Annotated in this window: 23 protein-coding genes; 13 read left to right on the top strand and 10 right to left on the bottom strand. The window is 67.8% G+C overall.

Features of this window, described 5'->3' with window-relative positions; translation table 11 throughout:
* Nucleotides 1-35 precede the first annotated feature (35 nt).
* A complete protein-coding gene (locus WDJ57_RS02895; RefSeq protein ID WP_338903742.1) occupies nucleotides 36-755 on the bottom strand; it encodes a cell division inhibitor MinD in 720 nt (239 codons plus the stop codon).
* A gap of 77 nt (nucleotides 756-832) precedes the next feature.
* On the opposite strand from WDJ57_RS02895, the gene pyrB reads away from it, so the two are divergent.
* The gene (gene pyrB, locus WDJ57_RS02890; protein WP_338903740.1) at nucleotides 833-1,747 is read left to right on the top strand and encodes an aspartate carbamoyltransferase; all 915 of its coding nucleotides are present in this window, start codon (nucleotides 833-835) and stop codon (nucleotides 1,745-1,747) included.
* Nucleotides 1,744-2,205: an aspartate carbamoyltransferase regulatory subunit gene (pyrI, locus tag WDJ57_RS02885; RefSeq protein WP_338903739.1), complete on the top strand. Its 462-nt coding sequence runs from the start codon at nucleotides 1,744-1,746 to the stop codon at nucleotides 2,203-2,205. The genes pyrB and pyrI overlap by 4 nt, the downstream gene beginning before the upstream one ends.
* A gap of 122 nt (nucleotides 2,206-2,327) precedes the next feature.
* On the opposite strand, the gene WDJ57_RS02880 is transcribed toward pyrI, so the two are convergent.
* Complete coding sequence (locus WDJ57_RS02880; protein ID WP_338903737.1) at nucleotides 2,328-3,341, bottom strand: FKBP-type peptidyl-prolyl cis-trans isomerase; 1,014 nt, start codon at nucleotides 3,339-3,341, stop codon at nucleotides 2,328-2,330.
* Between the two features lie 128 nt (nucleotides 3,342-3,469).
* On the opposite strand from WDJ57_RS02880, the gene cyaB reads away from it, so the two are divergent.
* From cyaB to WDJ57_RS02865, 3 genes are all read left to right on the top strand, one after another.
* Entirely contained in the window at nucleotides 3,470-4,003 is a 534-nt protein-coding gene (cyaB, locus tag WDJ57_RS02875; RefSeq protein ID WP_338903735.1) for a class IV adenylate cyclase, read from the top strand.
* A gap of 70 nt (nucleotides 4,004-4,073) precedes the next feature.
* Nucleotides 4,074-5,276 (top strand): methionine adenosyltransferase, encoded by a 1,203-nt coding sequence (locus tag WDJ57_RS02870; RefSeq protein WP_338903733.1) that lies wholly within the window; start codon nucleotides 4,074-4,076, stop codon nucleotides 5,274-5,276.
* 351 nt (nucleotides 5,277-5,627) lie between these two features.
* Nucleotides 5,628-6,182, top strand: coding sequence for a DUF5804 family protein (locus WDJ57_RS02865; RefSeq protein ID WP_338903730.1), 555 nt, complete (start codon nucleotides 5,628-5,630; stop codon nucleotides 6,180-6,182).
* A gap of 7 nt (nucleotides 6,183-6,189) precedes the next feature.
* Here WDJ57_RS02865 and WDJ57_RS02860 read toward each other — a convergent pair whose 3' ends face one another.
* Entirely contained in the window at nucleotides 6,190-7,098 is a 909-nt protein-coding gene (locus tag WDJ57_RS02860) for a PLP-dependent cysteine synthase family protein (protein WP_338903727.1), read from the bottom strand.
* A gap of 111 nt (nucleotides 7,099-7,209) precedes the next feature.
* Between WDJ57_RS02860 and WDJ57_RS02855 the strand changes: the two genes are divergently transcribed.
* Nucleotides 7,210-7,605, top strand: coding sequence for a thioredoxin family protein (locus WDJ57_RS02855; RefSeq protein WP_338903725.1), 396 nt, complete (start codon nucleotides 7,210-7,212; stop codon nucleotides 7,603-7,605).
* Here WDJ57_RS02855 and WDJ57_RS02850 read toward each other — a convergent pair whose 3' ends face one another.
* Nucleotides 7,606-9,735 (bottom strand): thioredoxin domain-containing protein, encoded by a 2,130-nt coding sequence (locus WDJ57_RS02850; protein WP_338903722.1) that lies wholly within the window; start codon nucleotides 9,733-9,735, stop codon nucleotides 7,606-7,608. It abuts the gene before it with no gap.
* A 41-nt stretch (nucleotides 9,736-9,776) separates the two neighbouring features.
* Nucleotides 9,777-11,291, bottom strand: coding sequence for a globin-coupled sensor protein (locus WDJ57_RS02845; RefSeq protein ID WP_338903719.1), 1,515 nt, complete (start codon nucleotides 11,289-11,291; stop codon nucleotides 9,777-9,779).
* A gap of 123 nt (nucleotides 11,292-11,414) precedes the next feature.
* On the opposite strand from WDJ57_RS02845, the gene purD reads away from it, so the two are divergent.
* Entirely contained in the window at nucleotides 11,415-12,707 is a 1,293-nt protein-coding gene (purD, locus tag WDJ57_RS02840) for a phosphoribosylamine--glycine ligase (protein ID WP_338903716.1), read from the top strand.
* A gap of 21 nt (nucleotides 12,708-12,728) precedes the next feature.
* The gene (locus tag WDJ57_RS02835; protein WP_338903713.1) at nucleotides 12,729-14,228 is read left to right on the top strand and encodes a TrkH family potassium uptake protein; all 1,500 of its coding nucleotides are present in this window, start codon (nucleotides 12,729-12,731) and stop codon (nucleotides 14,226-14,228) included.
* A gap of 18 nt (nucleotides 14,229-14,246) precedes the next feature.
* Here the strand turns inward: WDJ57_RS02835 and WDJ57_RS02830 are convergent, their stop codons facing one another.
* Entirely contained in the window at nucleotides 14,247-15,461 is a 1,215-nt protein-coding gene (locus tag WDJ57_RS02830) for an MFS transporter (protein ID WP_338903711.1), read from the bottom strand.
* Nucleotides 15,462-15,683: 222 nt separating this feature from the next.
* On the opposite strand from WDJ57_RS02830, the gene WDJ57_RS02825 reads away from it, so the two are divergent.
* Nucleotides 15,684-16,151, top strand: a complete 468-nt coding sequence (locus tag WDJ57_RS02825; RefSeq protein ID WP_338906244.1) for an acyltransferase — start codon at nucleotides 15,684-15,686, stop codon at nucleotides 16,149-16,151.
* A gap of 66 nt (nucleotides 16,152-16,217) precedes the next feature.
* A complete protein-coding gene (locus WDJ57_RS02820) occupies nucleotides 16,218-16,622 on the top strand; it encodes a translation initiation factor IF-2 subunit beta (RefSeq protein ID WP_338903709.1) in 405 nt (134 codons plus the stop codon).
* Nucleotides 16,623-16,644: 22 nt separating this feature from the next.
* On the opposite strand, the gene WDJ57_RS02815 is transcribed toward WDJ57_RS02820, so the two are convergent.
* From WDJ57_RS02815 to WDJ57_RS02805, 3 genes are all read right to left on the bottom strand, one after another.
* On the bottom strand, nucleotides 16,645-16,824 hold the full coding sequence (locus tag WDJ57_RS02815) for a hypothetical protein (RefSeq protein ID WP_338903706.1): 180 nt from the start codon (nucleotides 16,822-16,824) through the stop codon (nucleotides 16,645-16,647).
* An 86-nt stretch (nucleotides 16,825-16,910) separates the two neighbouring features.
* The gene (locus WDJ57_RS02810; RefSeq protein ID WP_338903704.1) at nucleotides 16,911-17,915 is read right to left on the bottom strand and encodes a transcription initiation factor IIB; all 1,005 of its coding nucleotides are present in this window, start codon (nucleotides 17,913-17,915) and stop codon (nucleotides 16,911-16,913) included.
* A 332-nt stretch (nucleotides 17,916-18,247) separates the two neighbouring features.
* Nucleotides 18,248-18,529: a DUF357 domain-containing protein gene (locus WDJ57_RS02805; protein ID WP_338903703.1), complete on the bottom strand. Its 282-nt coding sequence runs from the start codon at nucleotides 18,527-18,529 to the stop codon at nucleotides 18,248-18,250.
* Between the two features lie 96 nt (nucleotides 18,530-18,625).
* Between WDJ57_RS02805 and WDJ57_RS02800 the strand changes: the two genes are divergently transcribed.
* Nucleotides 18,626-19,699, top strand: coding sequence for an NAD(P)/FAD-dependent oxidoreductase (locus tag WDJ57_RS02800; RefSeq protein WP_338903701.1), 1,074 nt, complete (start codon nucleotides 18,626-18,628; stop codon nucleotides 19,697-19,699).
* Between the two features lie 69 nt (nucleotides 19,700-19,768).
* Complete coding sequence (locus WDJ57_RS02795; protein WP_338903699.1) at nucleotides 19,769-20,053, top strand: DUF7545 family protein; 285 nt, start codon at nucleotides 19,769-19,771, stop codon at nucleotides 20,051-20,053.
* On the opposite strand, the gene WDJ57_RS02790 is transcribed toward WDJ57_RS02795, so the two are convergent.
* Entirely contained in the window at nucleotides 20,047-20,721 is a 675-nt protein-coding gene (locus WDJ57_RS02790) for a 2,5-diamino-6-(ribosylamino)-4(3H)-pyrimidinone 5'-phosphate reductase (protein ID WP_338903697.1), read from the bottom strand. The two genes, WDJ57_RS02795 and WDJ57_RS02790, sit on opposite strands and share 7 nt — an antisense overlap.
* A gap of 210 nt (nucleotides 20,722-20,931) precedes the next feature.
* On the opposite strand from WDJ57_RS02790, the gene WDJ57_RS02785 reads away from it, so the two are divergent.
* Nucleotides 20,932-22,017, top strand: a complete 1,086-nt coding sequence (locus WDJ57_RS02785; RefSeq protein ID WP_338903695.1) for a hypothetical protein — start codon at nucleotides 20,932-20,934, stop codon at nucleotides 22,015-22,017.
* Nucleotides 22,018-22,047: the final 30 nt, after the last annotated feature.

Below are 22,047 nucleotides of genomic sequence, written 5' to 3'. Positions count from 1 at the left end.
GCTACCCACCGTTAAAGATTCCGTCCCCGTTATCGTCAACGATTCTTCGTGCCGCCAGCCGACCGCGACTTCCGCCGGGAGTCGGCCGACCGACGCCGCCTCGTGGAGGCTGTGCCCTCCGGGTCCAGAAGCGACGCCGCGACCGACTGGTGAGCGGCCCTGACGCGCGGGTCGTCGAGCACCGTCCGGAGCGCCGGCTCGCCCGACTCCGCGAGGTCGATTGCGGGCACCCGTTCGACGTGGGGGCACTCGAAGGGGAGAGCGGTCGTCTCGCGAGTGTCCCGGACGAGCGCGGCCAGTACGGGCGCGTCCAGGCGCTCCGCGACGCGGGCGGTCTTTTCGGCGTCCGACAGCGCCGCCGGGGCCGCCGTCGTGGCGAGGACGGCACCCTCGGCGTGTCGCAGCGGCGTCGCAGTCCCCGGACCCGCACCCGCAGGACAGTCGACGAGGACGGGGCCGTGCCAGTCGCTTGCCGCCTCCAGTGCCGGCCCGAGCAGGTCGCGGGTGCCCGCCGGCAGGACCGCGATGCCGCCGAGTTCGGCCGACCGCTGGTAGACTCGTGTGACTGGCTCGCCGCGTGCCACCTGGTCCCAGGTCGGGTCGCGGTCGACGCCCGCCAGCAGGTGTGCGTCGGGCAGGCCGACGTCGGCGTCGACCACGAGTGGGTCGGCACCATCCGCCGCCAGCGCCCGCGCCAGTCCGAGCGCCGCCGTCGTCTTGCCACTGCCGCCCTTGCCGCCGGTGAGTGCGAACATGGTCGTCGGTGGTCGCGTCTTCGCTCAAGAAACCTGGTCCGGGAGATTGAAGACCATCCGGAACACCCATCAGAGCGATGCGCCAGGACCACATCATCAGCGCGAAACAGCTCTCGCGGGCGGACATCGAGACCGTCCTGGACCGCGCGAGCGACATCGCGAGCGACCCGGGGGCCTACGCGGACCGACATCCGAACGCCCTCCTCGGCCTGCTGTTCTTCGAGCCGAGCACGCGGACGAAGATGAGTTTCAGCGCCGCCATCAAGCGGCTGGGCGGGGACATCGTCGACATGGGGCCGGTCGAGTACTCCAGCGTCAAGAAAGGTGAGAGCCTCGCCGACACCGTCCGCGTCGTCGAGGGCTACGCCGACGCGCTGGTGCTTCGCCACCCCAGCGAGGGGTCGGCGAAGATGGCCACCGAACACGTCGACGTGCCGCTCATCAACGGCGGCGACGGGGCCGGCCAGCACCCGACACAGACGCTGCTCGACCTCTACACCATCCGGGAGAACGCCGGCCTGGACGACCTCACAATCGGCATCATGGGCGACCTGAAGTACGGGCGGACCGTCCACTCGCTGGCCTACGCACTGACGAACTTCGACACGCGCCAGCACTTCGTCAGCCCCGACAGCCTCAAACTCCCGCGGAACGTCCGCTACGACCTCCACGAGGCCGGGTCGTCCATCAAGGAACACACCGAACTCGACGACATCCTGCCGAGCCTGGACGTGCTCTACGTCACCCGCATCCAGCGCGAGCGGTTCCCCGACGAGAGCGAGTACCGCGAGGTCGCCGGCCAGTACCAGATCGACGCCGGGACGCTCGAAGCAGCCAAGGACGACCTCACGGTCATGCACCCACTGCCCCGCGTCGACGAGATCGCCTACGACGTCGACGAGACCAGCCACGCCAACTACTTCCAGCAGGCTCACAACGCCGTCCCGGTCCGGATGGCGCTTCTGGACATGCTGCTCGGAGGTGACCAATGACAGACGACCGCCAGCTTCGCGTCAGCAAAATCGAGAACGGCACCGTCATCGACCACATCGCCGGCGGACAGGCGCTGAACGTCCTCGCCATCCTCGGCATCGACGGCACCGCCGGGGAAGTCGTCTCCATCGGGATGAACGTCCCCTCGGACCGCCTCGGCCGCAAGGACGTCGTCAAGGTCGAGAACCGCGAACTCTCACAGAGCGAACTCGACGTCCTCTCGCTCATCGCGCCCGCGGCGACGGTCAACATCATCCGCGACTACGACGTGGTCGACAAGCACCTCGTCGAGCGCCCCGACCACGTCACCGGCATCCTCCAGTGCCCCAACCACAACTGCATCACGACCGAGGAGGAGCCGGTCGACTCCCGCTTCGAGGTGCTGGACGACGGCGTCCGCTGTGAGTACTGCGACACCATCATCCGCGAGAACCTCGCCGCGCACATCCTGGTCTGACCCCCCTTCTGCTGTCCTGTCCCCCTTCCCGGGTCCCTCGCAGACGGTCCTGCCGCTCTCTGTCACTGTGACGGTTCGAGAAGCGTCCGCGTCGGGGACCGACAGCCTCTCTCGCTGCTGCGTTACTCTTCGAGGTCGTCGGGCAGGTCCTCGGCCAGTTCGTCGGCGTCGATGTCGGCGTCTTCGAGCGCGGCTTCGAGGTCGGCACCGCCGGCGCCGCCGCCCATGCCGCCCATCATGCCGGGCATGCCCATGCCGCCACCGCCGAGTTCCTCCTGGACGATGATGCGGTCGATGTCGAGCAGCTGGGTCAGCTGCTGGGCGATCTGCTGCTTGCCCATCATCCACTGCTGGTTCATCGAGAGCTGCGGGGTCGCCTCGATGTACAGCGTCTCCTTCTCGACTTCGACGGTCTCGAACTCGGGTTCGCTCTCCTCGTCCTCGTCGCCTTCCTCGTCTTCGTCGTCCTCGCTTTCGACCATCTGTTCTTCTTCGACCGTGTCAGTCTGGAAGAAGACGTCGAGGTCCAGGTCGAGCATCATGTCGATGAGGCCCTCCGCCTTGTCCTGGCGGTCGGTGACCTCGCCGACGATCTCGTACTCGTACTCGATTTCCTCGCCGGCCAGCGGGTGGTTGAAGTCGACGCGGGCGCGGCCGCCGATGATGGTCTCGACGAAGCCCTGTTGCTGGTCAATCTGGACCTGTGCGCCGGGGTAGCGGTCGTCCTCCGGAATCTTGTCCTTGCTGACGGTACGGACCTGCTCGTCGTCGTACTCGCCGAAGGCCTCCTCGGCGGAGACGACGACGCTGCCGGAGTCGCCGACGTCCTTGCCGATGACGTCCTCCTCGACGGACTCGAAGATGTGACCCTGTCCGAGGACGATGGTCCGGGGCGCGAACTCCTGGCCCTCGGTGTCGATGTCGGCCTCCTCCGCGACCTCCTCGTCGGTCGTGTCGACGAGGTCGCCATCCTCGACGGTGCGAGCGGTGTAGGCGAGTTTGATGAAGTCGCCGTCCTGCAGCCCTTCGACTTCCTCCTCGGCTTCTTCCTCCTCCACTTCTTCCTCGGCCGCTTCTGTCTCTTCGTGCTGGGTCTCGTCGTCGTCGGCCTCCTCGGCCTCGGAGTCGTTGCTCATACCGTGTTCGTCAGTCGTTGCACTCTTAAGCACAACGTTTCTCCGACAGTCACGGGCCCCCCCGACCGCCGAGGAGCCGCCGCGACCGTTCCCGGTCGCTTTTGTTCGGGGCCACCAACCCTCGCCGTATGTACGAGGTCGAACTGAAGGTTCGCGCCGACCACGAGCGGGTCCGCAGCCGGCTGGACGACAGCAACGCCGACCGCGTCGGGACCGTCGTCCAGGAGGACACTTACTACGACGCCCCCGACCGCGACTTCGCGGAGACCGACGAGGCGCTTCGCGTCCGCGAGGAGCGCGACGACGGCGTGACGACGTGTCTGACCTACAAGGGACCGCTCGTGGAGGCCGAGTCGAAGACCCGCGAGGAGGCCGAGACGGCCGTCGCGGACTCGGACGGGCTCGCGGACATCCTCTCCGGACTGGGCTACGAACCCGCCGCGACGGTCCGCAAGGAGCGCACGCGGTACCACGTCCGCGGGTACACCGTCTCGCTCGACACCGTCGAGGGACTCGGCGAGTTCGTGGAAGTCGAGACGGAGACGGAATCGGACGTCGAGACCGCACGCAACGGCGCACGCGACGTCATGGACTCGCTCGGAGTCGACCCCGACGAGCAGATTCGCACCTCCTATCTCGGCCTCCTGCTGGCTGCTGAATAACTACGGGTTATCAAAATCGGCATTTTGGTTTCCGAAAGTTATAGACGCGCCCCATCCAAAGCGAGCAGTAATGACCGAACGGAACATCCACGTACAGCGAGCGGCGGGAGAGGCCGTCGAGGACCAGGAGGTCGAAATCGTCGAGCGGAAGGGCATCGGCCACCCCGACTCTATCTGCGACGGGGTCGCCGAGACCGTCTCCCGGGCGCTCGCCCAGACCTACCTCGACCGCTTCGGGAAGGTCCTGCACTTCAACACCGACGAGACGCAACTGGTCGCCGGGTCCAGCGCGCCCGCCTTCGGCGGCGGCGAGATGCTCGAACCCATCTACCTGCTCATCGTCGGCCGGGCCACGAAGGCCTACGACGGCCAGCGGATTCCGGCCGAGACCATCGGCCTCGACGCCGCCCGCAGGTACCTCGACGAGAACTTCCCGGAACTGGACGTCGGCTCCGACATCGTCGTCGACATCCGCCTCGGCGAGGGCAGCGGCGACCTCCAGGAGGTCTTCGGAGAGGAGGGCGCGGTCCCGATGGCCAACGACACCTCCTACGGCGTCGGCCACGCGCCGCTGACCGAGACCGAGCAAATCGTCTACAACACGGAGAAGCGCCTCAACGGCGAGTACAGCGAGGAAAACCCCGAAATCGGCGAGGACATCAAGGTGATGGGCAAGCGCGAGGGCGACCACATCGACGTGACCGTCGCCGTCGCGATGATAGACCGGTTCATCGACGACATGATGGTCTACCAGGAGGCCGTCGAGGGCGTCCGCGAGTTCGTCACCGAGATGGCGACGGAGTACACCGACCGCGACGTGACCGTCCACGTCAACACCGCCGACGACTACGAGGAGGGGGCCATCTACCTGACGACGACCGGCACCAGCGCCGAACAGGGCGACGACGGCTCCGTCGGCCGTGGTAACCGCGCAAACGGTCTCATCACGCCGAATCGCCCGATGAGCATGGAGGCCACCAGCGGGAAGAACCCCGTCAACCACATCGGCAAGATTTACAACCTCCTGAGCACCGAAATCGCCGAATCCGTCGTCGACGAGGTCGACGGCATCCGCCAGCTTCAGGTCCGCCTGCTCAGTCAAATTGGCAAGCCCATCGACCAGCCACACGTCGCCGACGCCGAGGTCGTCACCGAGTCGGGCGTGACGATTACCGACATCCAATCGTCCATCGAAGACGCCATGGACGACGAACTGGCCAACGTCACGGGCATCACGCGCCGCGTCATCGAGGACGAACTGGCGACGTTCTGACACTCCGGAGAGAAACGGACGGCGGTCGTCCCACGCGACCCCGCCCCTGGGTGGCGGCAGTCGTTGTTCTCCCAGGCGACCGGTATGTGCTGTCAGAGGCACGGTCTCGTGGGAACCGGAACCTGACTGCCGACCCATCACCCCGTTGGGCGACCACGACAATAAATCGGCTGGTCGGGGTATATCTGCGCGATGACGCGTCAGGTGATCGACTGGCGGCGTCGGTCGCTCCCGTCGGACTCCGGGTTACACACGGAAATGGCGGATTCTCCGTTGTCTGCCGGCGTCCCTCGCGGACTCCGCCGGGTATCGAGCGTAACCGCTTTTGCCCGTCCGCCGCTGGCACTCACCATGACGCGCGTCTGTCTCCTCGGCGACGACGACGTGAACCTCCGCTACGAACTTCTCTCCCGGGAGACGGCACGCAACGCGCTCGTGACCTACGACCTGCGCGAGCCATTCGAGAACGCCGTCGGCATCGAGACGGTGAGCCTGGGGGCCGCCGTCGCGCTGCTGAACGACCTCGACTGGTACCTCGTCCGCTTCGTCGACGCCGCCTTCGTCGAGGAGCCGTCCATCTCCGAGACCGAGTGGCTCTCGCGGGACCTCGCGAGGGCCATCCGCGACAACCGGGTCGACGCCGCCGACACCGGGCGCTTCCTGAAGGTCTACGGCGTCGAGCGACCCGACGCGACCGCGGACGACGCCGACGAAGCCGACAGTGCTGGGAGCGAAGCGACTGACGACGAGGACGCGGAGGAAACGGAGCCCACGCAGGAGCAGCCACCCCGACTCGTCGAGCCGATGCTCGTCGCCCGGACCGGTGAGACGATACCGGAGTACGACCTGCGGGACGTCGAGGAGACGCTGACGGTCCGCGTCACCGAAGCCGAGTTCGACGCCTGACCCCGACTCACTCCTCGTCGAACATGCCGGTCGACATGTACCGCTCGCCGGAGTCCCAGAAGACCGTGACGACCAGCGGGTCGTCGACCTTCTCGCGCAACTGCTCGGCGTAGCGCTTCGCCGCGACGAGCGACCCGCCGGAGGACTGTCCGACGAGAATTCCCTCCTCGCGGGCGAGGCGACGACACTCCGCCTCTGCCGCTTCGATGCCCACCGTCTCCACGCTGTCCAGCAGGTCAACGTCCAGGTTCTCGCTGACGAAGCCCGGTCCCATCCCCTGGAAGTCGTCGTCGCTCGGGTCGCCGCCCGAGAGGACGGCGCTGTCTTCCGGTTCCACGGCGACGACGTCGACGTCCGGGAACGCCTCACGGAGGCGGCGGCCGATACCGGTGATGGTCCCGCCGGTTCCGACGCCGGCGACCAGCGCGTCGGGCGTTCGCTCGCCCAGTTGTTCGATTATCTCCGGGCCGGTCGTCTCGTAGTGGGACCCGGGATTCGCCGGGTTCTCGAACTGTCGCATCTGGACGAAATCCTCGCGGGCGTCCAGTTCGTCGGCCCGCTCGCGGCAGTCGCTGATGGTCCCCTCTACCAGTTCCAGGTCCGCCCCGTAGGCCTTCATTATCTGGCGGCGCTCCGGGGACTTCGAGGCGGGCATGACGAGGCGGACGTCGTAGCCCTTCGCCGCGCCGACCATCGCCAGCCCGATGCCGGTGTTGCCGCTCGTCGGTTCGACGATGGTGTCACCCGCCGAGAGGTCACCGGACTCCTCGGCGGCCTCGACCATCGCCAGTGCCGGGCGGTCCTTGGCGGACCCGCCGGGATTGAACGACTCCACCTTCGCCGCTATCGTCGTCCCCGCCGGGGCGTCGACGGCCACCAGCGGCGACCCCACTGTGTCGAGAATGCTGTCGTCCATCGACCGCACGTACGCCAGCCCCGTTTAAACGCTGTCTGCCACCGGCAGTGCGTGCCGTCGCCTCGGTGGCGGGACGCTGCCGTTAAATCACACCGCGTCCAATGACCGCCAATGGCAATGTCACTCGAAACGATGGAACCCAACCCCGTGTGGGCGGCGGACGCCTACCCGGACACGGTCGACGTACTCACCGCCTACGGCCCGGACCTGGTCGTCCATGTCTGGGGCGGCGACTGGTGCAAGGACTGCCGGTCGCAACTGCCGGACTTCGGCGCGGCGCTGGAGGCCGCGGAAATCCCCGGGGAGAACGTCCACCACTACCCGCTGGACCAGGACAAGCAGGGCGAGGGCGTCGAGGAGTACGGCATCGAGTACATCCCCACCGTGGTCGTCGAGTACGAGGGCGAGGAGATAGCCCGCTTCGTCGAGGACGAGCCGGTCCCCATCGCGGTCTACCTGGCCGACGAAATCGAAGCGGAACTCGGCCCCGTCGAGGACGACGCGTAACTACTCGCCTGCGTTGTCGGCGGCCCAGGAAAGCGCCGCCTCCAGTTCGTGTTTCGGCGGCGAGCAGGTGAACGACCGGCAGGCGTAGACGGTCGGGTCGCCGTTTTGCATCTCCCGCTCCGCCCAGATGGGCGGCGCTTCGTCGAGCCCCAGCGTCGTCAGCCAGGACTCGAACGCCTCCGCCTCGCCGGGCCGCCACGCGAGCAGCCGGTCGCCCAGGTACGTCTCACCCAGCGTCTCCAGCCACGCCGCCGGCTGGCCGACAGCCACGAGCGTCAGTTCCAGCGGCCCCGTGGCGTAGCTGTCCGCCGCGAGCGTGAGCGTGGCGTGCTGGAGCGGGTTCGCGGTCACCTTCGAGGCGTGCGTCCCGACGACGCTCTCGGCGACGTCCGCGAACGTCTCGTCGGGCCGGAAGTGCGACAGGCCGAGCAGGAGCGAGGCCGCGACGCCGGCACTGGACGGGGTCGACTGGTCGCTGACCTCCTGCGGGCGGGCGATGAGCTGTTCGCCGCCGCTGGGCGTGAAGTACAGCGTCCCGGCGTCGGCGTCCCAGAACCGCTCGACGATGGCCTCCGCGAGGTCCATCGCCACCGCCAGGTAGTCCACGTCACCGGTCGCCTGGTAGAGGTCGAACGCGCCCCGCCCGAGGAACGCGTAGTCCTCCAGGTAGCCGTCGATTTTCGCCTCTCCGTCCTTGTAGCGGCGCTGGAGGCGGCCGGCGTCCCCGTCCCAGAGCTGGTCGCGGACGAACCCGAGCGCGTCGGCGGCCACGTCGGCGTACTCGTCGTCGAGCACCAGCGCACCCTCCGCGAGCGCGGAGATGGCGAGCCCGTTCCAGCCAGCCAGCACCTTCTCGTCGCGGGCCGGACGCGGCCGTTCGCTGCGGGCCTCGAAGACCTGCTCGCGGGCCTCCGCCAGCGCGGCCTCGACGTTCGCAGGGTCCATGTCGTACTCCTCGGCGAGTTCGTCGACGCTGGTGGACTCGGTGAGGACGGTCTGGCCCTTCTCGAAGTTCCCCCGCGGGCTCACGCCGTAGCGGTCACAGAACAGGTCCGCCGCGGTCTCGTCGGCGACCGCATCGTGGACCTCCTCCGGCGTCCAGACGTAGAACGCGCCCTCTTCCTGCTCGCCGGACTCGCCCTCGCTTCGCGCGTCGAGCGTGCTGTAGAAGCCGCCGTCGGGGTGTTGCAGTTCGCGCTGGAGGAACTCGAACGTCTCCGCGGCGACCGTCGCGTACCGCTCCTCGCCGGTCAACTGGTAGCCGGCGAGGAAGGCCCGCGGTATCTCGGCGTTGTCGTAGAGCATCTTCTCGAAGTGCGGGACGACCCACTGCTGGTCGGTCGTGTAGCGGTGGAACCCGCCGCCGACGTGGTCGTAGAGGCCGCCGCCGGCCATCGCGTCCAGCGTCTCCTCGACGACATCCCGGTAGGTGTCCCGGCCCGCCCGCTCGGCGGCGCGCATCAGGATGTGGAGGTTCCCCGTCTGGGGGAACTTCTGTGCGCGACCCCAGCCGCCGTGCTCACGGTCCGCCCCGCGGGTCGCGGCATCCGCCGCCGTCAGCAGCACGTCGCTGCCCGGCGGTTCGCCGGGCTGTTCGGGCACCTCCTCCAGGTCGCCCTCGATGGCGTCGGTCCACTGGTCGGCGCGGTCCTCCATGTCCCCGCGCTGGTCGGGGTCGTTCCAGGAGTTGCGGATGTCCCGCAACAGCTCCAGAAAGCCCGGCTGGCCCCGCTTCTCCTCCTTCGGGAAGTACGTCCCGACGTAGAACGGCCGGCCGTCGGGCGTCAGCCAGACAGACAGCGGCCAGCCGCCGCGGCCGCTCACCTGCTGGCAGATGCTCTGGTAGATGCTGTCGACGTCCGGGCGCTCCTCCCGGTCGACCTTCACCGGGACGAAGTCCTCGTTCAGTACCTTCGCGACTTCGTCGTCCTCGAAGCTCTCCTCGGCCATCACGTGACACCAGTGGCAGGCCGCGTAGCCGACCGAGAGGAAGATGGGGACGTCGCGCTCGCGGGCCGCTTCCCTGGCAGTCTCGTCCCACGGCTGCCAGTTCACCGGGTTGTCGGCGTGTGCCTGCAGGTATGGACTCTGTTCGTCGTCGAGACGGTTCCGGCGCGCTGGGTCGCTCATGCCACAGTGAAGCACCCGGCGGCAGGTAATCCTTCGGCTCTCTAGCGGTCGGTCAGGCTCTGGACCGTGTCGTGGATGCGCTCGACCTTCTCCCGCTGGGCCTCGTTCGCGTCCGCGATTTCTTCGACCTGTCGGGAGACGTTCTCCGCGACGTCGACCGTCTCGTCCAGCAGGCTCGCCACCTCCTCCGTCGAGGCTGCCTGGTCGTCGGTCGCGTCAGAGACCTCGCTGATGCCCTCGGAGGCCTCCTGGACGGCCTCCACGATGTCGGTCAGGTTGTCCATCGCGGCCTGGACCTCCGCCAGCCCCTCGTCGACCTGCGAGGTCGTCCGGTCGAGGTTCTCCACCGTCTGTTCGCTCTCGTCCTGGATGTCGGTCACCATCCGCTCTATCTCGCCGGCCTGCTTCTGTGACTCCTCCGCGAGACTCTTGACCTCGTCGGCGACGACGGCGAAGCCTTCGCCGGCCTCGCCGGCGCGCGCGGCCTCGATGGAGGCGTTCAGCGCCAGCATGTTCGTCTGGTCCGCGATGTCGTTGATGACCTCGACGATTTCGTCTATCTCGTCCAGGCGGTTCCGGAGCGTCGTCACGTCGTCCGTGACCGACTCCGCGGAGTCCGAGACGGTTTCCATCGTGTCGATTGCGTCGTCGGCCGACTCCTTGCCGTCCTCGGCGAGCGAGCGGGCGCGCTCGCTCGTGGCTTCCACCTCGCTCGCGCTGGAGGCGATCTCCTCGATGGTGGCGCTCATGTCGGCAACCTCGCCGGCGACGGACTGGACGGTGTCGGCCTGCTCGTCGGCGAGGTCGGTTATCTCCTCGGAGCGCTCTGCGACCTCCTCGGCAGTCTCGGTGAGGTCGTCGACGGACGATTCGACCTCCGCGGCCACGTCCTCCTGTCTGTTCAGTTCCGCCTCCAGGTCCTGACTGAACGAGTGGATGTAGGTGTCCATCGCGACCTGCTGGTCGAGGTTGACGAGCTTCAGCGCCGACATCGACTGCTCGACCACCTCGTCGATTGCCTCCTCGGGCGTCAGCGTCTCCCCGGTCCCGCCGGTCCCGCCCTGTTCGACCGCACCGCCGTCGGGCTGGGCCAGCCGCGACTTGACGTCCTCGGCGATGGCGTCGAGGATTCCCTCGTAGTAGATGTGGTACGCGCCGAGGTAGATCTTCGGCCCGAGGTCCAGCATGTCGTGAATCTTGCCGATGCGTGCGCGCCGGTCGAAGTACTCCTGGTCGTACTGTCCGCTGCCGATGTCCCTGAGGTACTGCTTCTGTGACCGCTTGAGCGCCTCGACGGGCTTCGAGGAGCTGTCGAGGATGGATATCGTCTCCGAGTGCTGCTGGAGGTGGTCGTAGAAGTCCTCGACCAGTTCGTCCGCGATGCCGTCCAGCGTCCCCGACAGGCCGGCCAGCCGTTCCCTGTCGGCCTCGTCGAAGCCGGTGAACTCCTTGCGCCAGTCGATTTCCCGGCCGTCGATGCCGATTTCGTCGGTCAATCCGGGTCCGTTTACCTGCCGGCGCTTCTCGTCGTCGACCTTGTACTCAGAGGTCCCCATTACCCGGGAGTGGTTCCCCCTGCCGGGATAAAACCCTGCCTTATCAGTGAGGTGGTGGCGCGGCTCGCGAGCGGAAACTGCCGATGGGAAACGCTTACGTGGCGGCCTGCCACCCATTCGGGTATGACAGAGACAGTGGTGCTCGTCGGCGGCGGGGGCCGCGAGCACGCCATCGCCCGCGCGCTCGCCGAGTCGGACTGTGACCTCTACGCCTGTGCCGGCAACCGCAACCCCGGCATCGCCCGCATCGCCGAGGGGTTCGAGACGCTCGATACCACCAACCCCTCCGCCGTGACCGGCTTCGCCACCGACGTCGACGCCACGCTCGCCGTCGTCGGTCCCGAGGCACCCCTGGAGGCCGGCGTCGCCGACGCGCTGGACGACGCCGGCGTCTACGCCTTCGGGCCGCAGGAGGCCGAGGCCCGCATCGAGACGGACAAGGCCTTCCAGCGGCGGTTCATGGCCGAGAACGACATCCCCGGCTGTCCGGACTTCGAGACGTTCGACGACATGGAGGCCGCCTGCCAGTACGTCGACGACTACGACGGCGACCTCGTCGTCAAACCCGCCGGCCTCACCGGCGGCAAGGGCGTCCGCGTCATGGGCGACCAGGTGACCGCGGAGGAGGCAAAGGAGTACATCCGAGAGTCCGACTACGACCGCATCGTCCTGGAGGAACGCCTCGTCGGCGAGGAGTTCACCGTCCAGGGGTTCGTCGCCAACGGCGACCTCCGCGTGACGCCGGCGGTCCAGGACCACAAGCGCGCCTACGAGGGCGACGAGGGGCCGAACACCGGCGGCATGGGCTCCTACAGCGACGCCTCGCTGGAACTGCCCTTCATGACCGAGGAGGAGTTCGTCGACGCGGTGGACGTGATGCAGGCGACCGTCGACGCCCTCGACGGGTACAAGGGCGTCCTCTACGGCCAGTTCATGCTCACCGCCGACGGCATCAAGGTCGTCGAGTTCAACGCCCGCTTTGGCGACCCCGAGGCGATGAACACCCTGCCCGTGCTGACGACGGACTTCCTCGACGTCCTGACGGCCGCCCGCGACGGCGAGAGCCTGCCGAAACTCACGTTCCAGCGCCAGGCCACCGTCTGCAAGTACGCCGTCCCCGAGGGCTACCCGACGGACCCGAAATCCGGTGCGCTGGTGAAAATCGATGAGGACAGCGCCGGCGACGCCATCCTCTACTACGCCAGCGTCGACGAGCGCGAGGACGGCATCTACACCACCACCTCCCGCTCCTTCGCCGTGGTCGGCGTGGCTGACTCGATTACGGAGGCCGAGGAGATAGCCGAGGACGCGCTGGCCGCCGCCGGCGAGGAGGGCCTGCGGATGCGCCACGACATCGGCAAGCCGGACCTCGTCCAGCGACGCATCGACCACATGAGCGAACTCCGGAGCGACTGACGCGCCACCCCGGGTGGAGTGATGGCGCTCCAGGTCGACTGGCGGTCGAGTTGTAGTCTCGTCGGGTCGATTCTCCAGTACCTGGCGCTCCCGCTTCTCGCCCCGCTCGGCCTGGCCGTCCTCGACGGTACCGACCCGGTTCCGTTCCTGGTGACCATCGGCGTGACGCTCGTCGTCGGCACCGCTCTGTCCCGGCTGGCCGCCGAGCCGGAACTGCAGGCCCGCGAGGCCTTCCTGATGGTGGCGCTGACGTGGCTCGCGGTCGCCCTGGTCGCCGCGATTCCCTTCGTCGTCGCGGGCAGCGGCGTCTTCGAAAGCCCGGTCAACGCGCTGTTCGAGAGCATGAGCGGCATCACGACGACCGGCGCGACGACGCTGGTCGACTTCTCCGCCCACTCCAGGGCCGTGATGCTGTGGCGACAGCTCATCCAGTGGCTGGGCGGGCTTGGTATCCTCGTGCTGGCGACGGCCCTGCTCTCGGAACTGGCCGTCGGCGGGGCGCAACTGATGGAGACGGAATCTCAGCTCCAGAGCGTCACCAAACTCACCCCGAAGATTGCAGACACCGCGAAACTCCTCTGGACGCTCTACATCGGCCTGACCGCCGTCGCTATCGCGACGCTGTACGCGCTCGGAGTGACCGGCGTCGCACCGGAAATGACCCTGTTCGACGCCATCGCGCACGCGCTCACCTCCGTCTCGACCAGCGGCTTCTCGCCGCGTGCGGAGTCCATCGCCGCCTTCTCCCCGGCCGTGCAGTGGGCGCTGGTTCCGTTCATGGTCCTCGGGGCGACGAGTTTCATCCTCATCTACGCCGCGCTGCGGGGGAACTTCAAGCGCGTCCGCCGGAGCGAGGAACTGCGCTTCTACCTGTTCGTCCTCGGGGTGCTGTCGGTCGTGATGTTTGCGCTGGTGTGGGTCAGCGTCGACAGCATCAGGGGACTGGAGGCGACGGCGCGCCACGCCGTCTTCCAGATTGTCTCCATCGTGACGACCACCGGCTACGCGTCGGCGGACTTCGAACTCTGGTCGGCCCCGGCCAAGCAGATTCTGCTCGTCTCCATGTTCCTCGGCGGGATGGCCGGGTCGACCACCTGCTCCATCAAGATGGTCCGCTGGCTGGTCATCACGAAGGCCTTTCGCCGGGACCTCTTTGTCGCCATCCGGCCGGAGTCGGTGCGGCTGGTCCGGCTCAGCGGCAACGTCGTCGACGAGGAGACGGTGCGGGACATCTACGCGTACACGCTGGTCAGCCTCATCTTCTTCGTGCTCGCCTCCGTCGTCATCGTGCTGGACAGCGCCCGCGTCGCCCACCCGGTGACCGAACTGGAGGCGCTGGGCGCGAGCGCGTCCACCTTCTTCAACATCGGCCCCGCGTTCGGCCAGGCCGGCCCGTTCGGCACCTACGAGACGTTCCCCGACACGTCGAAGCTGTTCATGACGCTGCTCATGTGGGTCGGTCGCATCGAGATAATCCCGGTGCTGGTGATGCTGCGACTCTCGTTCTGGCGGCGGCCGTGAGTGCCACCGCTGGCCGCGCTACCCCTTGCCGCCCGCGAGTTGCTTCGCTTCGGGCAGCCGTTTCAGTGTCAGCATCGCCGCCGTCCCCACGAGCGGCCCGACGACCAGCGGGACGAACGCCCACCGCCAGCCGACGGCGTCCTGGACGACGGGAATCAGCTGGATGGAGCCGATGGTGATGAGAAAGCCGATGGCGGTCTGCAGCGTCAGCGCCGAGCCGACGTAGCTCCCCTCAGCCAGTTCGGAGACGGCCGCCGAGAACTGCGCGGAGTCCGCGACGATGAAAAAGCCCCAGACCAGCACGAACGGGACGAGCACGAGCAGCGAGGAGCCGAAGACGACGCCGGCGAGCAGGCAGGCCGCGCCGGAGACAGTCATCGAGACGCTGGTGACCACCGAGCGACCCCAGCGGTCGGCCGCGGACCCGGCGAGCCACGCGCCGACGCCGCCGATGGCGATGGTACCGAACGCGAGCAGCGCCGCCAGGGGTTCGGGATTGGCGACGCCGCCGGCCTCCAGGCTGGCGAGCAGGTAGACCGGAATCCACGTCCAGACGGCGTACAGTTCCCACATGTGGCCGAAGTAGCCGGTGTTCGCGAGGACGACGCCGCGGTCCGTGAGGATGCGACGTATCGCCGTTGGGTCGAACGGTGCGGTCTCCGGCTGGTAGGGGCCGTCGCGGTAGCCCAGCGCGAGCACGCCACCGAGGGCCGCGATGGCAGCGGCACCGTAGAGGACGAGTCGTGGCTGGCCGATGCCGCCGACCGCTCGCAGGAGGTGGGGCGCGGCAGAACCGACGGTGAGCGCGCCGACGAGCACGCCGATTGCGAGCCCGCGGGCCTGCTTGAACCAGCCGGCCATCATCTTCATTCCCGTCGGGTAGACGCCGGCCAGGGTGACGCCGGTAAGGAAGCGGAGCGCGATTGCTGGCATCGCGCTGTCGACGACGCCCGCGATGAGCGCCGTCGCGCCCGCGCCGGCGAAGGCGGAGCCAGCGAAGAGATAGCGCGGGCGGATGGTGTCGGCGATGGTGAGCACCGCCGACAGCAGCGCACCGACGACGAAGCCGAGCTGGACGGCGTTGGTCAGCCAGGCCGTCTCTGCGCCGGTGAGGTTCCACAGGTCGGCCAGTTCGGGCCCGACCGCCGACGCGCTGAACCACAGCGTCATCGCGAACAGTTCTGCCACCCCGACGAGCGCGAGCATCCGCCATCGACCGTCCTCGTCCGTCATCGTCGGGAATTCGCCGGCCGGGGTGCTAACTTTGGTGGCACGTGTGCGTCAGTCGCGCACGTCACGGGCGCGCATTTCAATAGGCCCCGCCGCCAACCACGGCCTGTGAGCGACGCCACCTCCGGGGACGCAGACGACGCCAGCAGGCGCGGCCAGGACAGCCGCTCCGACGACGACCAGGCGGCGGGCAGCGTCGGCACGAGGAATCCCCGCCACGACCGCATCACGGCGACGGCGACGCCCGGGCCGCTGAACTCGCTGCAGTACTGGACCGAGGCGCGCAGTCCCCTCCGGATTATGGTCAACTTCGTCGTCGTGCAACTCATCAAGTACTCGCCCATCCTCCGGGTGAAGACCTGGCTCCTGCGACGGCTCGGGGCCGACGTGGGCAGCGGCGTCTCGCTGGCGCTGTCGGCGACGCCGGACGTGTTCTGGCCGGAACTCATCACCATCGAGGACGACGCCATCGTCGGCTACGACGCGACCATCCTCTGTCACGAGTTCCTCCGCGACGAGTACCGGACCGGCGAGGTGGTCGTCGGCGAGGGTGCGATGATTGGCGCGGACGCGGTCCTGCTCCCTGGGGTCCACGTCGGCGCGAACGCCCGGGTGGCGGCGAACTCGCTGGTCGCCGAGGACGTCCCCCCCGGTGCGACGGTCGCGGGCGTCCCCGCGGAGCGGGTCGACTGAGGGTCTCCCCGGGCGCTCTCGACAAATCCCGGAGCGTTTTTGGTCGGCCGTCAGCATGCCTCACACATGAAGTACGACGAGATGCTCGACCGAGGACTGTCGGAGACGCCCGATATCCAGGGGAGCTCCGAGCGGTTCGCGGTGCCCGACGCCGACGTCCGACAGGAGGGCAACGTGACGGTCTTCGAGAACTTCCAGCAGGTCTGCCGGGACCTCGGCCGCGACGAGGACCACCTGATGAAGTTCCTCCAGAACGAACTCGGCACGAGCGGCCACATCGACGAGAGCGGCCGTGCGCGGCTGACTGGCGATTTCAACGCACGCCGCATCGACGAGGCGCTGGCGGCCTACTCCGAGGAGTACGTCCTCTGTCCGGAGTGTGGACTGCCGGATACGGTGCTCGACCGCGAACAGGGCGCGCTCATCCTGCGGTGCGAGGCCTGTGGCGCGCGGTCGTCGACGAGCGGGTGAGAAACGAGGGACCCGGGTGGACTCAGGAGAGTCGCTTCAGCGTCTTCAGGTCGTGTTCCGTGCGGGTAAACTCCGCCATCCGCCGACTGGCGTGGCAGTTCGGACAGTGGAACGTCCGGTTCGACTCGGGGAGGTCACCCGGCGGTGACTCCCAGTCTTTCTTGCACTCCGGACAGAGCAACCGCACGTACGTTTCTTTCATGCGTGTAACTGTCACACGTGGAACCGGCAAAAGGTTTGCGTCGTCCGGTATCGCGGTAGCGTCGAAAATACGTGGTCTCCGCCGCTCTAGGCCGTCAGTTCCTGGTCCGCTTCCAGCAGTTCCTTGTAGCGGTTGCGGATGGTGACTTCGGAGATGTTGGCGACCTCCGAGACCTGGCTCTGGGTGACCTTCTCGTTGGTCAGCAGGGCGGCGGCGTAGACGGCGGCGGCGGCGAGGCCGACCGGCGACTTGCCGCTGATGGTCCCCGTCTCGCTGGCCGCGTCGAGCAGGTCGCGCGCCTGTCGCTCGGCCTCGTCGGAGAGGTCGAGCGAGGAGGCAAACCGGGGGACGTAGCTCTTGGGGTCGGCGGGCTGGACCTCCAGGCCCAGTTCACGGATGATGTACCGGTACGTCCGGGTTAGTTCCATCCGGTCGACCCGCGAGACTGCCGCAATCTCGTCGAGCGAGCGGGGGGTGCCGGCCTGTCGGGCCGCGGCGTACAGAGCGGAGGTGGCGACGCCCTCGATGGACCGGCCTGGCAGGAGGTCCTCCTCCAGCGCGCGGCGGTAGATGACGCTGGCCGTCTCGCGGACGTTCTCCGGGAGGCCGAGCGCGGAGGCCATGCGGTCGATTTCACCGAGTGCCTGCTTCAGGTTGCGCTCCTTGGAGTTGCGGGTGCGGAAGCGCTCGTTCCAGGTGCGCAGGCGCTGCATCTTCTCGCGCTGGCTGGAACTGAGCGTCCGCCCGTAGGCGTCCTTGTTCTGCCAGCCGATGTTGGTCGACAGCCCCTTGTCGTGCATCATGTTCGTCGTCGGCGCGCCGACGCGAGACTTGTTGTCGCGCTCGCTGGAATCGAAGGCGCGCCACTCCGGCCCGGGGTCTATCTCGTCTTCCTCGACGACGAGGCCACAGTCCTCACAGACCGTCTCGCCGTGCTCCGCGTCCGAGACGAGGCGGCCGTTGCACTCCGGACACGTCTCTACCGACTCGCTTTCCGTCTCGGTCTCCGTCTCCGCTTCCGTCTCGTCGCGTGTCCGGGTCGTTTCACTGTACTCCACTCGTTCTGTAATCCGCGATGGTGATTCACTCATGATTGTGTGTTCCGAGTTGCCGGTTGGGAAACGCACAAATCCCTTCCGGTGTCTCTGTTAACGTATAGTAAGTGCGTAAAGTATTTAAACCTTTTCCCGATTTCGACCAGAAACGCACGACCGCAGACGGTCGGTATGTAGCGGCTACCGTCTCACTTTTGAGAGGCCGGCGGGTCACGCGGCTGTTGCTCCCTGCGCTGGAGGACCCGCCCGGGAGCGGCCGACGGGGTCGGTCGCCGCTGACCGCAGAGTGTCCCCGTCGACGCGAGTGTCTGGCCACGTATAGTAGAAGGCTCTCCGAGCGTAGATAACGAACACCTAACGAGTTAGTATCACACTGTGAACAGGTGTCCGTCGGTTGGAACGTCGAACAGGCCGATGCGTGCGCCCGCGTCCAGCCACGCGTGGCCGTAGGAGAACGACGCGAGCGCGTTCACCAGGTCGCCCTCCGACCGGAAGTGTCGCCCGTCGTCGAGATACGACCGCGCCATCTCCTCGCACTCGGCCGCCGCGTCTGCCATCGGCGTCCCCGCCGGCGGTGCGACCGTCGCGGCCGAGAGCGCCTCCGCGAGCAAGTCCTCGTATCTGTCGGTCTTCTCCTCGATGTCTGCCATATATCGGCTTCGTCCGGCGGCCACATTAACCGTGTCCGTCCGCCCGCCGAACATCACAGCGCAACGTACATACAGCGCCCTATCCAACCCTCGAGTATGACAGAGCAGCCAGTCGAGCACCGGCGACTCATCATCGCCGGGACGGGTATCGCGGGCCTGTCGGCGGCCATCTACGCGGGCCGGTCGAACAACGAACCGCTCGTCTTCGAGGGCGACGAGCCCGGCGGCCAGCTCACCCTGACCACCGACGTGGCGAACTACCCGGGCTTCCCCGAGGGCATCGGCGGCCCGGAACTGGTCAACAACATGAAAGAGCAGGCCCAGAAGTTCGGGGCCGAACTCGACCACGGCATCGTGGTCGACGTCCGCCCGACGGGTGAGGCACCCGGCGACCGCGCGGGGCCGTTCGAAGTCGAACTCAAGAACGGCGACCTGTACACCTGCGACGCCTTCATCGCCGCCTCCGGAGCGAGCGCGCGCACGCTGGGCGTCCCCGGCGAGGACGAACTCATGGGCTACGGCCTCTCGACGTGTGCCACCTGCGACGGGGCCTTCTTCCGCGACGAGGACATGCTCGTCGTCGGCGGCGGTGACGCCGCCATGGAGGAGGCGAACTTCCTGACGAAGTTCGCCGACACCGTCTACATCGCCCACCGCCGCGAGAACTTCCGCGCGGAGGACTACTGGATAGACCGCGTCATGGAGAAGGTCGACGAGGGCGACATCGAGATTATGCGAAACACCGAACTCCTCGAAATCCACGGCTCCCCGGAGGAGGGCGTCGACCACGTGACGCTGGCCCGCAACGAGGAGGGCTACCCGACGGACAAACTCGACGACCCCGACACCGAGACGTTCGACTTCGACGTCGGTGCCGTCTTCTACGCCATCGGTCACACGCCGAACACGGACTACCTGGAGGACACCGGCGTCGAGATGGACGAGTCCGGCTACCTCAAGACCGTCGGCGGCGACGGCGGTGGACAGACCCGGACGGGCGTGGAAGGCATCTTCGGTGCCGGCGACGTCGTCGACTACCACTACCAGCAGGCGATAACCGCCGGTGGGATGGGGTCGAAGGCGGCCATCGACGCCGACGAGTACCTGGAGGACCTGCCGGCGGAGACGGCCGCCGGCGCAGAGGCCACGGCTGCCGAAACCGACGACTGACCGCCCGGTCGCGCGCCACGTCCTCACGGACCCACAGACCCTTTAGTGTGGCGCGCTGAAGGAGGGGCAATGACAGACGAGACAGTCACCGTCACGCTAGAGACCGACGACGCGAGCGACGAAATCGAAGTTCCGGTCACGCTGGTCGAGATGCTCGGCGAGGGCGACGAGTCCGTCCCGTCGGTCGTCGGCGACCTGGCGGTCCTGGGACTGGCCCAGCAGGCCCACGGCGTCGTCCACCACGGACACGGCGAGGTCAGCCCGGCGCTGGAAGAAGCCGAGGAACTGATGATGGACCTCTTCGAGGACCGCTTCGGACAGACCTACGGCGAGGTCACCGGCCACGGTCACTGACCGCTCTCCTCGACTCCGTACTCCAGTAAAACGCCCCCATCGAGCCGCTCGACGGTCTCCAGCCGGAGGCTCGGGAACGCCTCGACGAACCCCTCCCCGTCCGCCAGCGTCGGCGCGCTCCGCCCGCCGATGACCATCGGCCCGACGAAGACGGAGAGTCGGTCGACCAGTCCCGCCGCGAACAGCGAGAAGATGAGTTCGCCGCCGCCCTCGACCATCAACTGGTCGATGCCCGCCGCTGCAAGTTCCTCGAAGGCCGCAGCCAGGTCGACGCGCTGGTCCCCGGCGACGACGACCGTCGCGCCCTGTTCCTCCATCTGTGCGACAAAATCCGGCGTGGCCGCCTCGCTGACCAGCAGGTAACTCGCCGCGCTGTCGTCCAGCACGCGAGCGTTCGGCGGCGTCCGAATCTGCGAGTCGGCGACCACCCGGGCGGGCTGGGGCGGGTCCCCGCGCTCGCGGCGTGCCTCCCGGAGGTCCGGGTCGTCGACCGTCAGTGACGGGTCGTCGGCGACCACGGTGCCGACGCCCACCATCACGGCGTCGCTCTCGGCGCGGAGCCGGTCCACGCGCTCGAAGTCGCTCGGACCGCTGATCTCTATCTGCTCGCGTTCCCGCGTCGAGAGCTTCCCGTCAGCACTCATCGCGGCATTGACCACCACGCGCATGCCACCGTCTACCCCGACAGGGGCAAAACGGCTTTCGGTCGCCCGAGTCGGTCCGCAACGGAGACGCTCGCTGTCGCGCTCCTGTCGGGCGGTTTGGATAGCCTTTCTCCGAGTAATTACAGCGAATCACAGTGAAACCCGACCGTACCTGAACCGACGCCGTCGTGGCCGCTGCATAACAATAGCCCCGGCTGGCGACAGATTCCCCGCATGACACGACAGACCGACGCTACTGACGACGACAGCCGCGGCACGTTGCGCCGCGACGTGTTGAAGGCCGTGGGCGCGGGCGGCGCGCTCGCGGTCCTCGGCGGTGCAGCAGGGGCACAGGCACAGATGGACGACGACGAGACGCCCGAGGACGGGACTGAGGAGGAACCTGCCGACGGGACAGAGGGGGAGAACACGGTCCACGTCGTCCGGACGCTCATCGGCCCGTCGACCAACCCCGAGCGACCGGCCGACTTCTTCTACCAGCCGACCGGCCTCAGCATCGAGCCGGGTGACGTCGTGAAGTTCGTCTTCGAGACCCCCGACCACAACGTCACCTCGTACCACCCGGCCTTCGGCATGAACCGGCGCATTCCCTCGGGCGTCGAACCGTTCTCCTCGCCGCTGCTGGGGTGGGACCCCAACTCGCTGCCGGACGACATCGACGAACCACCGGCCGAGAGCGCCGCAGAACCGGCGGGAGACGAGGAACCGGCGCTCGTCCCCGGCGACCCCGAACAGCAAGCCGACGACGAATCGGAGACGAACGGCAACGAGACGGACGCGGGCGAACCTGCCGACGCCGGTGCCGTCAGCGGTGACAGCGAACTGCGGCCGGACACGTGGCTCCACGCCTTCGAGACGCCTGGGGTCTACGACATGGAGTGTGCGCCCCACGAGACGTTCGGGATGGCGCTGCGGGTCGTCGTCGGCGAGGAGACGGAGACCGACTTCGAGACGTCCGACGCCGAGGCGCTGCCCGAACCCCGCGCGGGACCGGTCGGCCTCGCCCGCGTGACGCTGACCGACCCCGCCCTCGAACCCGAGAACATCGTCGAACAGGGCGAGGTCCTGTGGGAGGACCTGGAGGCCACCCAGGCCGCGGGGCCGGGAACGGCGACGGAGGAACCGACAGACGGCGAAACCCCCACGGAAGCGGAGACACCGGAGACGGCGACCGCCGAGGCAGAAACGCCCGAGGAGGGGCTGCCAGGGACGGAAACCGACAATGTGACGACAGACAACGAGACGGAGACCGCCGCTCCGGGCATCGTCGACAACGCGACGGCCGACAACGAGACCTGACGGTCCCCGGTGCGACACCGGAACACACAT

Origin of the sequence: Salinibaculum sp. SYNS191 (assembly GCF_037338445.1) — an archaeon.
Taxonomy (GTDB): domain Archaea; phylum Halobacteriota; class Halobacteria; order Halobacteriales; family Haloarculaceae; genus Salinibaculum; species Salinibaculum marinum.
The sequence above is the reverse complement of the archived record's forward strand: the minus strand, read 5'-3'. Positions and strand labels throughout refer to the sequence as shown.

What these genes read in the sequence shown, in the direction of transcription:
- WDJ57_RS02895 (WP_338903742.1), bottom strand. Translation starts at nt 755, where the DNA reads ATGTTCGCACTCACCGGCGGCAAGGGCGGCAGTGGCAAGACGACGGCG.
- pyrB (WP_338903740.1), top strand. Translation starts at nt 833, where the DNA reads ATGCGCCAGGACCACATCATCAGCGCGAAACAGCTCTCGCGGGCGGAC.
- pyrI (WP_338903739.1), top strand. Translation starts at nt 1,744, where the DNA reads ATGACAGACGACCGCCAGCTTCGCGTCAGCAAAATCGAGAACGGCACC.
- WDJ57_RS02880 (WP_338903737.1), bottom strand. Translation starts at nt 3,341, where the DNA reads ATGAGCAACGACTCCGAGGCCGAGGAGGCCGACGACGACGAGACCCAG.
- cyaB (WP_338903735.1), top strand. Translation starts at nt 3,470, where the DNA reads ATGTACGAGGTCGAACTGAAGGTTCGCGCCGACCACGAGCGGGTCCGC.
- WDJ57_RS02870 (WP_338903733.1), top strand. Translation starts at nt 4,074, where the DNA reads ATGACCGAACGGAACATCCACGTACAGCGAGCGGCGGGAGAGGCCGTC.
- WDJ57_RS02865 (WP_338903730.1), top strand. Translation starts at nt 5,628, where the DNA reads ATGACGCGCGTCTGTCTCCTCGGCGACGACGACGTGAACCTCCGCTAC.
- WDJ57_RS02860 (WP_338903727.1), bottom strand. Translation starts at nt 7,098, where the DNA reads ATGGACGACAGCATTCTCGACACAGTGGGGTCGCCGCTGGTGGCCGTC.
- WDJ57_RS02855 (WP_338903725.1), top strand. Translation starts at nt 7,210, where the DNA reads ATGGCAATGTCACTCGAAACGATGGAACCCAACCCCGTGTGGGCGGCG.
- WDJ57_RS02850 (WP_338903722.1), bottom strand. Translation starts at nt 9,735, where the DNA reads ATGAGCGACCCAGCGCGCCGGAACCGTCTCGACGACGAACAGAGTCCA.
- WDJ57_RS02845 (WP_338903719.1), bottom strand. Translation starts at nt 11,291, where the DNA reads ATGGGGACCTCTGAGTACAAGGTCGACGACGAGAAGCGCCGGCAGGTA.
- purD (WP_338903716.1), top strand. Translation starts at nt 11,415, where the DNA reads ATGACAGAGACAGTGGTGCTCGTCGGCGGCGGGGGCCGCGAGCACGCC.
- WDJ57_RS02835 (WP_338903713.1), top strand. Translation starts at nt 12,729, where the DNA reads ATGGCGCTCCAGGTCGACTGGCGGTCGAGTTGTAGTCTCGTCGGGTCG.
- WDJ57_RS02830 (WP_338903711.1), bottom strand. Translation starts at nt 15,461, where the DNA reads ATGACGGACGAGGACGGTCGATGGCGGATGCTCGCGCTCGTCGGGGTG.
- WDJ57_RS02820 (WP_338903709.1), top strand. Translation starts at nt 16,218, where the DNA reads ATGAAGTACGACGAGATGCTCGACCGAGGACTGTCGGAGACGCCCGAT.
- WDJ57_RS02815 (WP_338903706.1), bottom strand. Translation starts at nt 16,824, where the DNA reads ATGAAAGAAACGTACGTGCGGTTGCTCTGTCCGGAGTGCAAGAAAGAC.
- WDJ57_RS02810 (WP_338903704.1), bottom strand. Translation starts at nt 17,915, where the DNA reads ATGAGTGAATCACCATCGCGGATTACAGAACGAGTGGAGTACAGTGAA.
- WDJ57_RS02805 (WP_338903703.1), bottom strand. Translation starts at nt 18,529, where the DNA reads ATGGCAGACATCGAGGAGAAGACCGACAGATACGAGGACTTGCTCGCG.
- WDJ57_RS02800 (WP_338903701.1), top strand. Translation starts at nt 18,626, where the DNA reads ATGACAGAGCAGCCAGTCGAGCACCGGCGACTCATCATCGCCGGGACG.
- WDJ57_RS02795 (WP_338903699.1), top strand. Translation starts at nt 19,769, where the DNA reads ATGACAGACGAGACAGTCACCGTCACGCTAGAGACCGACGACGCGAGC.
- WDJ57_RS02790 (WP_338903697.1), bottom strand. Translation starts at nt 20,721, where the DNA reads ATGCGCGTGGTGGTCAATGCCGCGATGAGTGCTGACGGGAAGCTCTCG.
- WDJ57_RS02785 (WP_338903695.1), top strand. Translation starts at nt 20,932, where the DNA reads ATGACACGACAGACCGACGCTACTGACGACGACAGCCGCGGCACGTTG.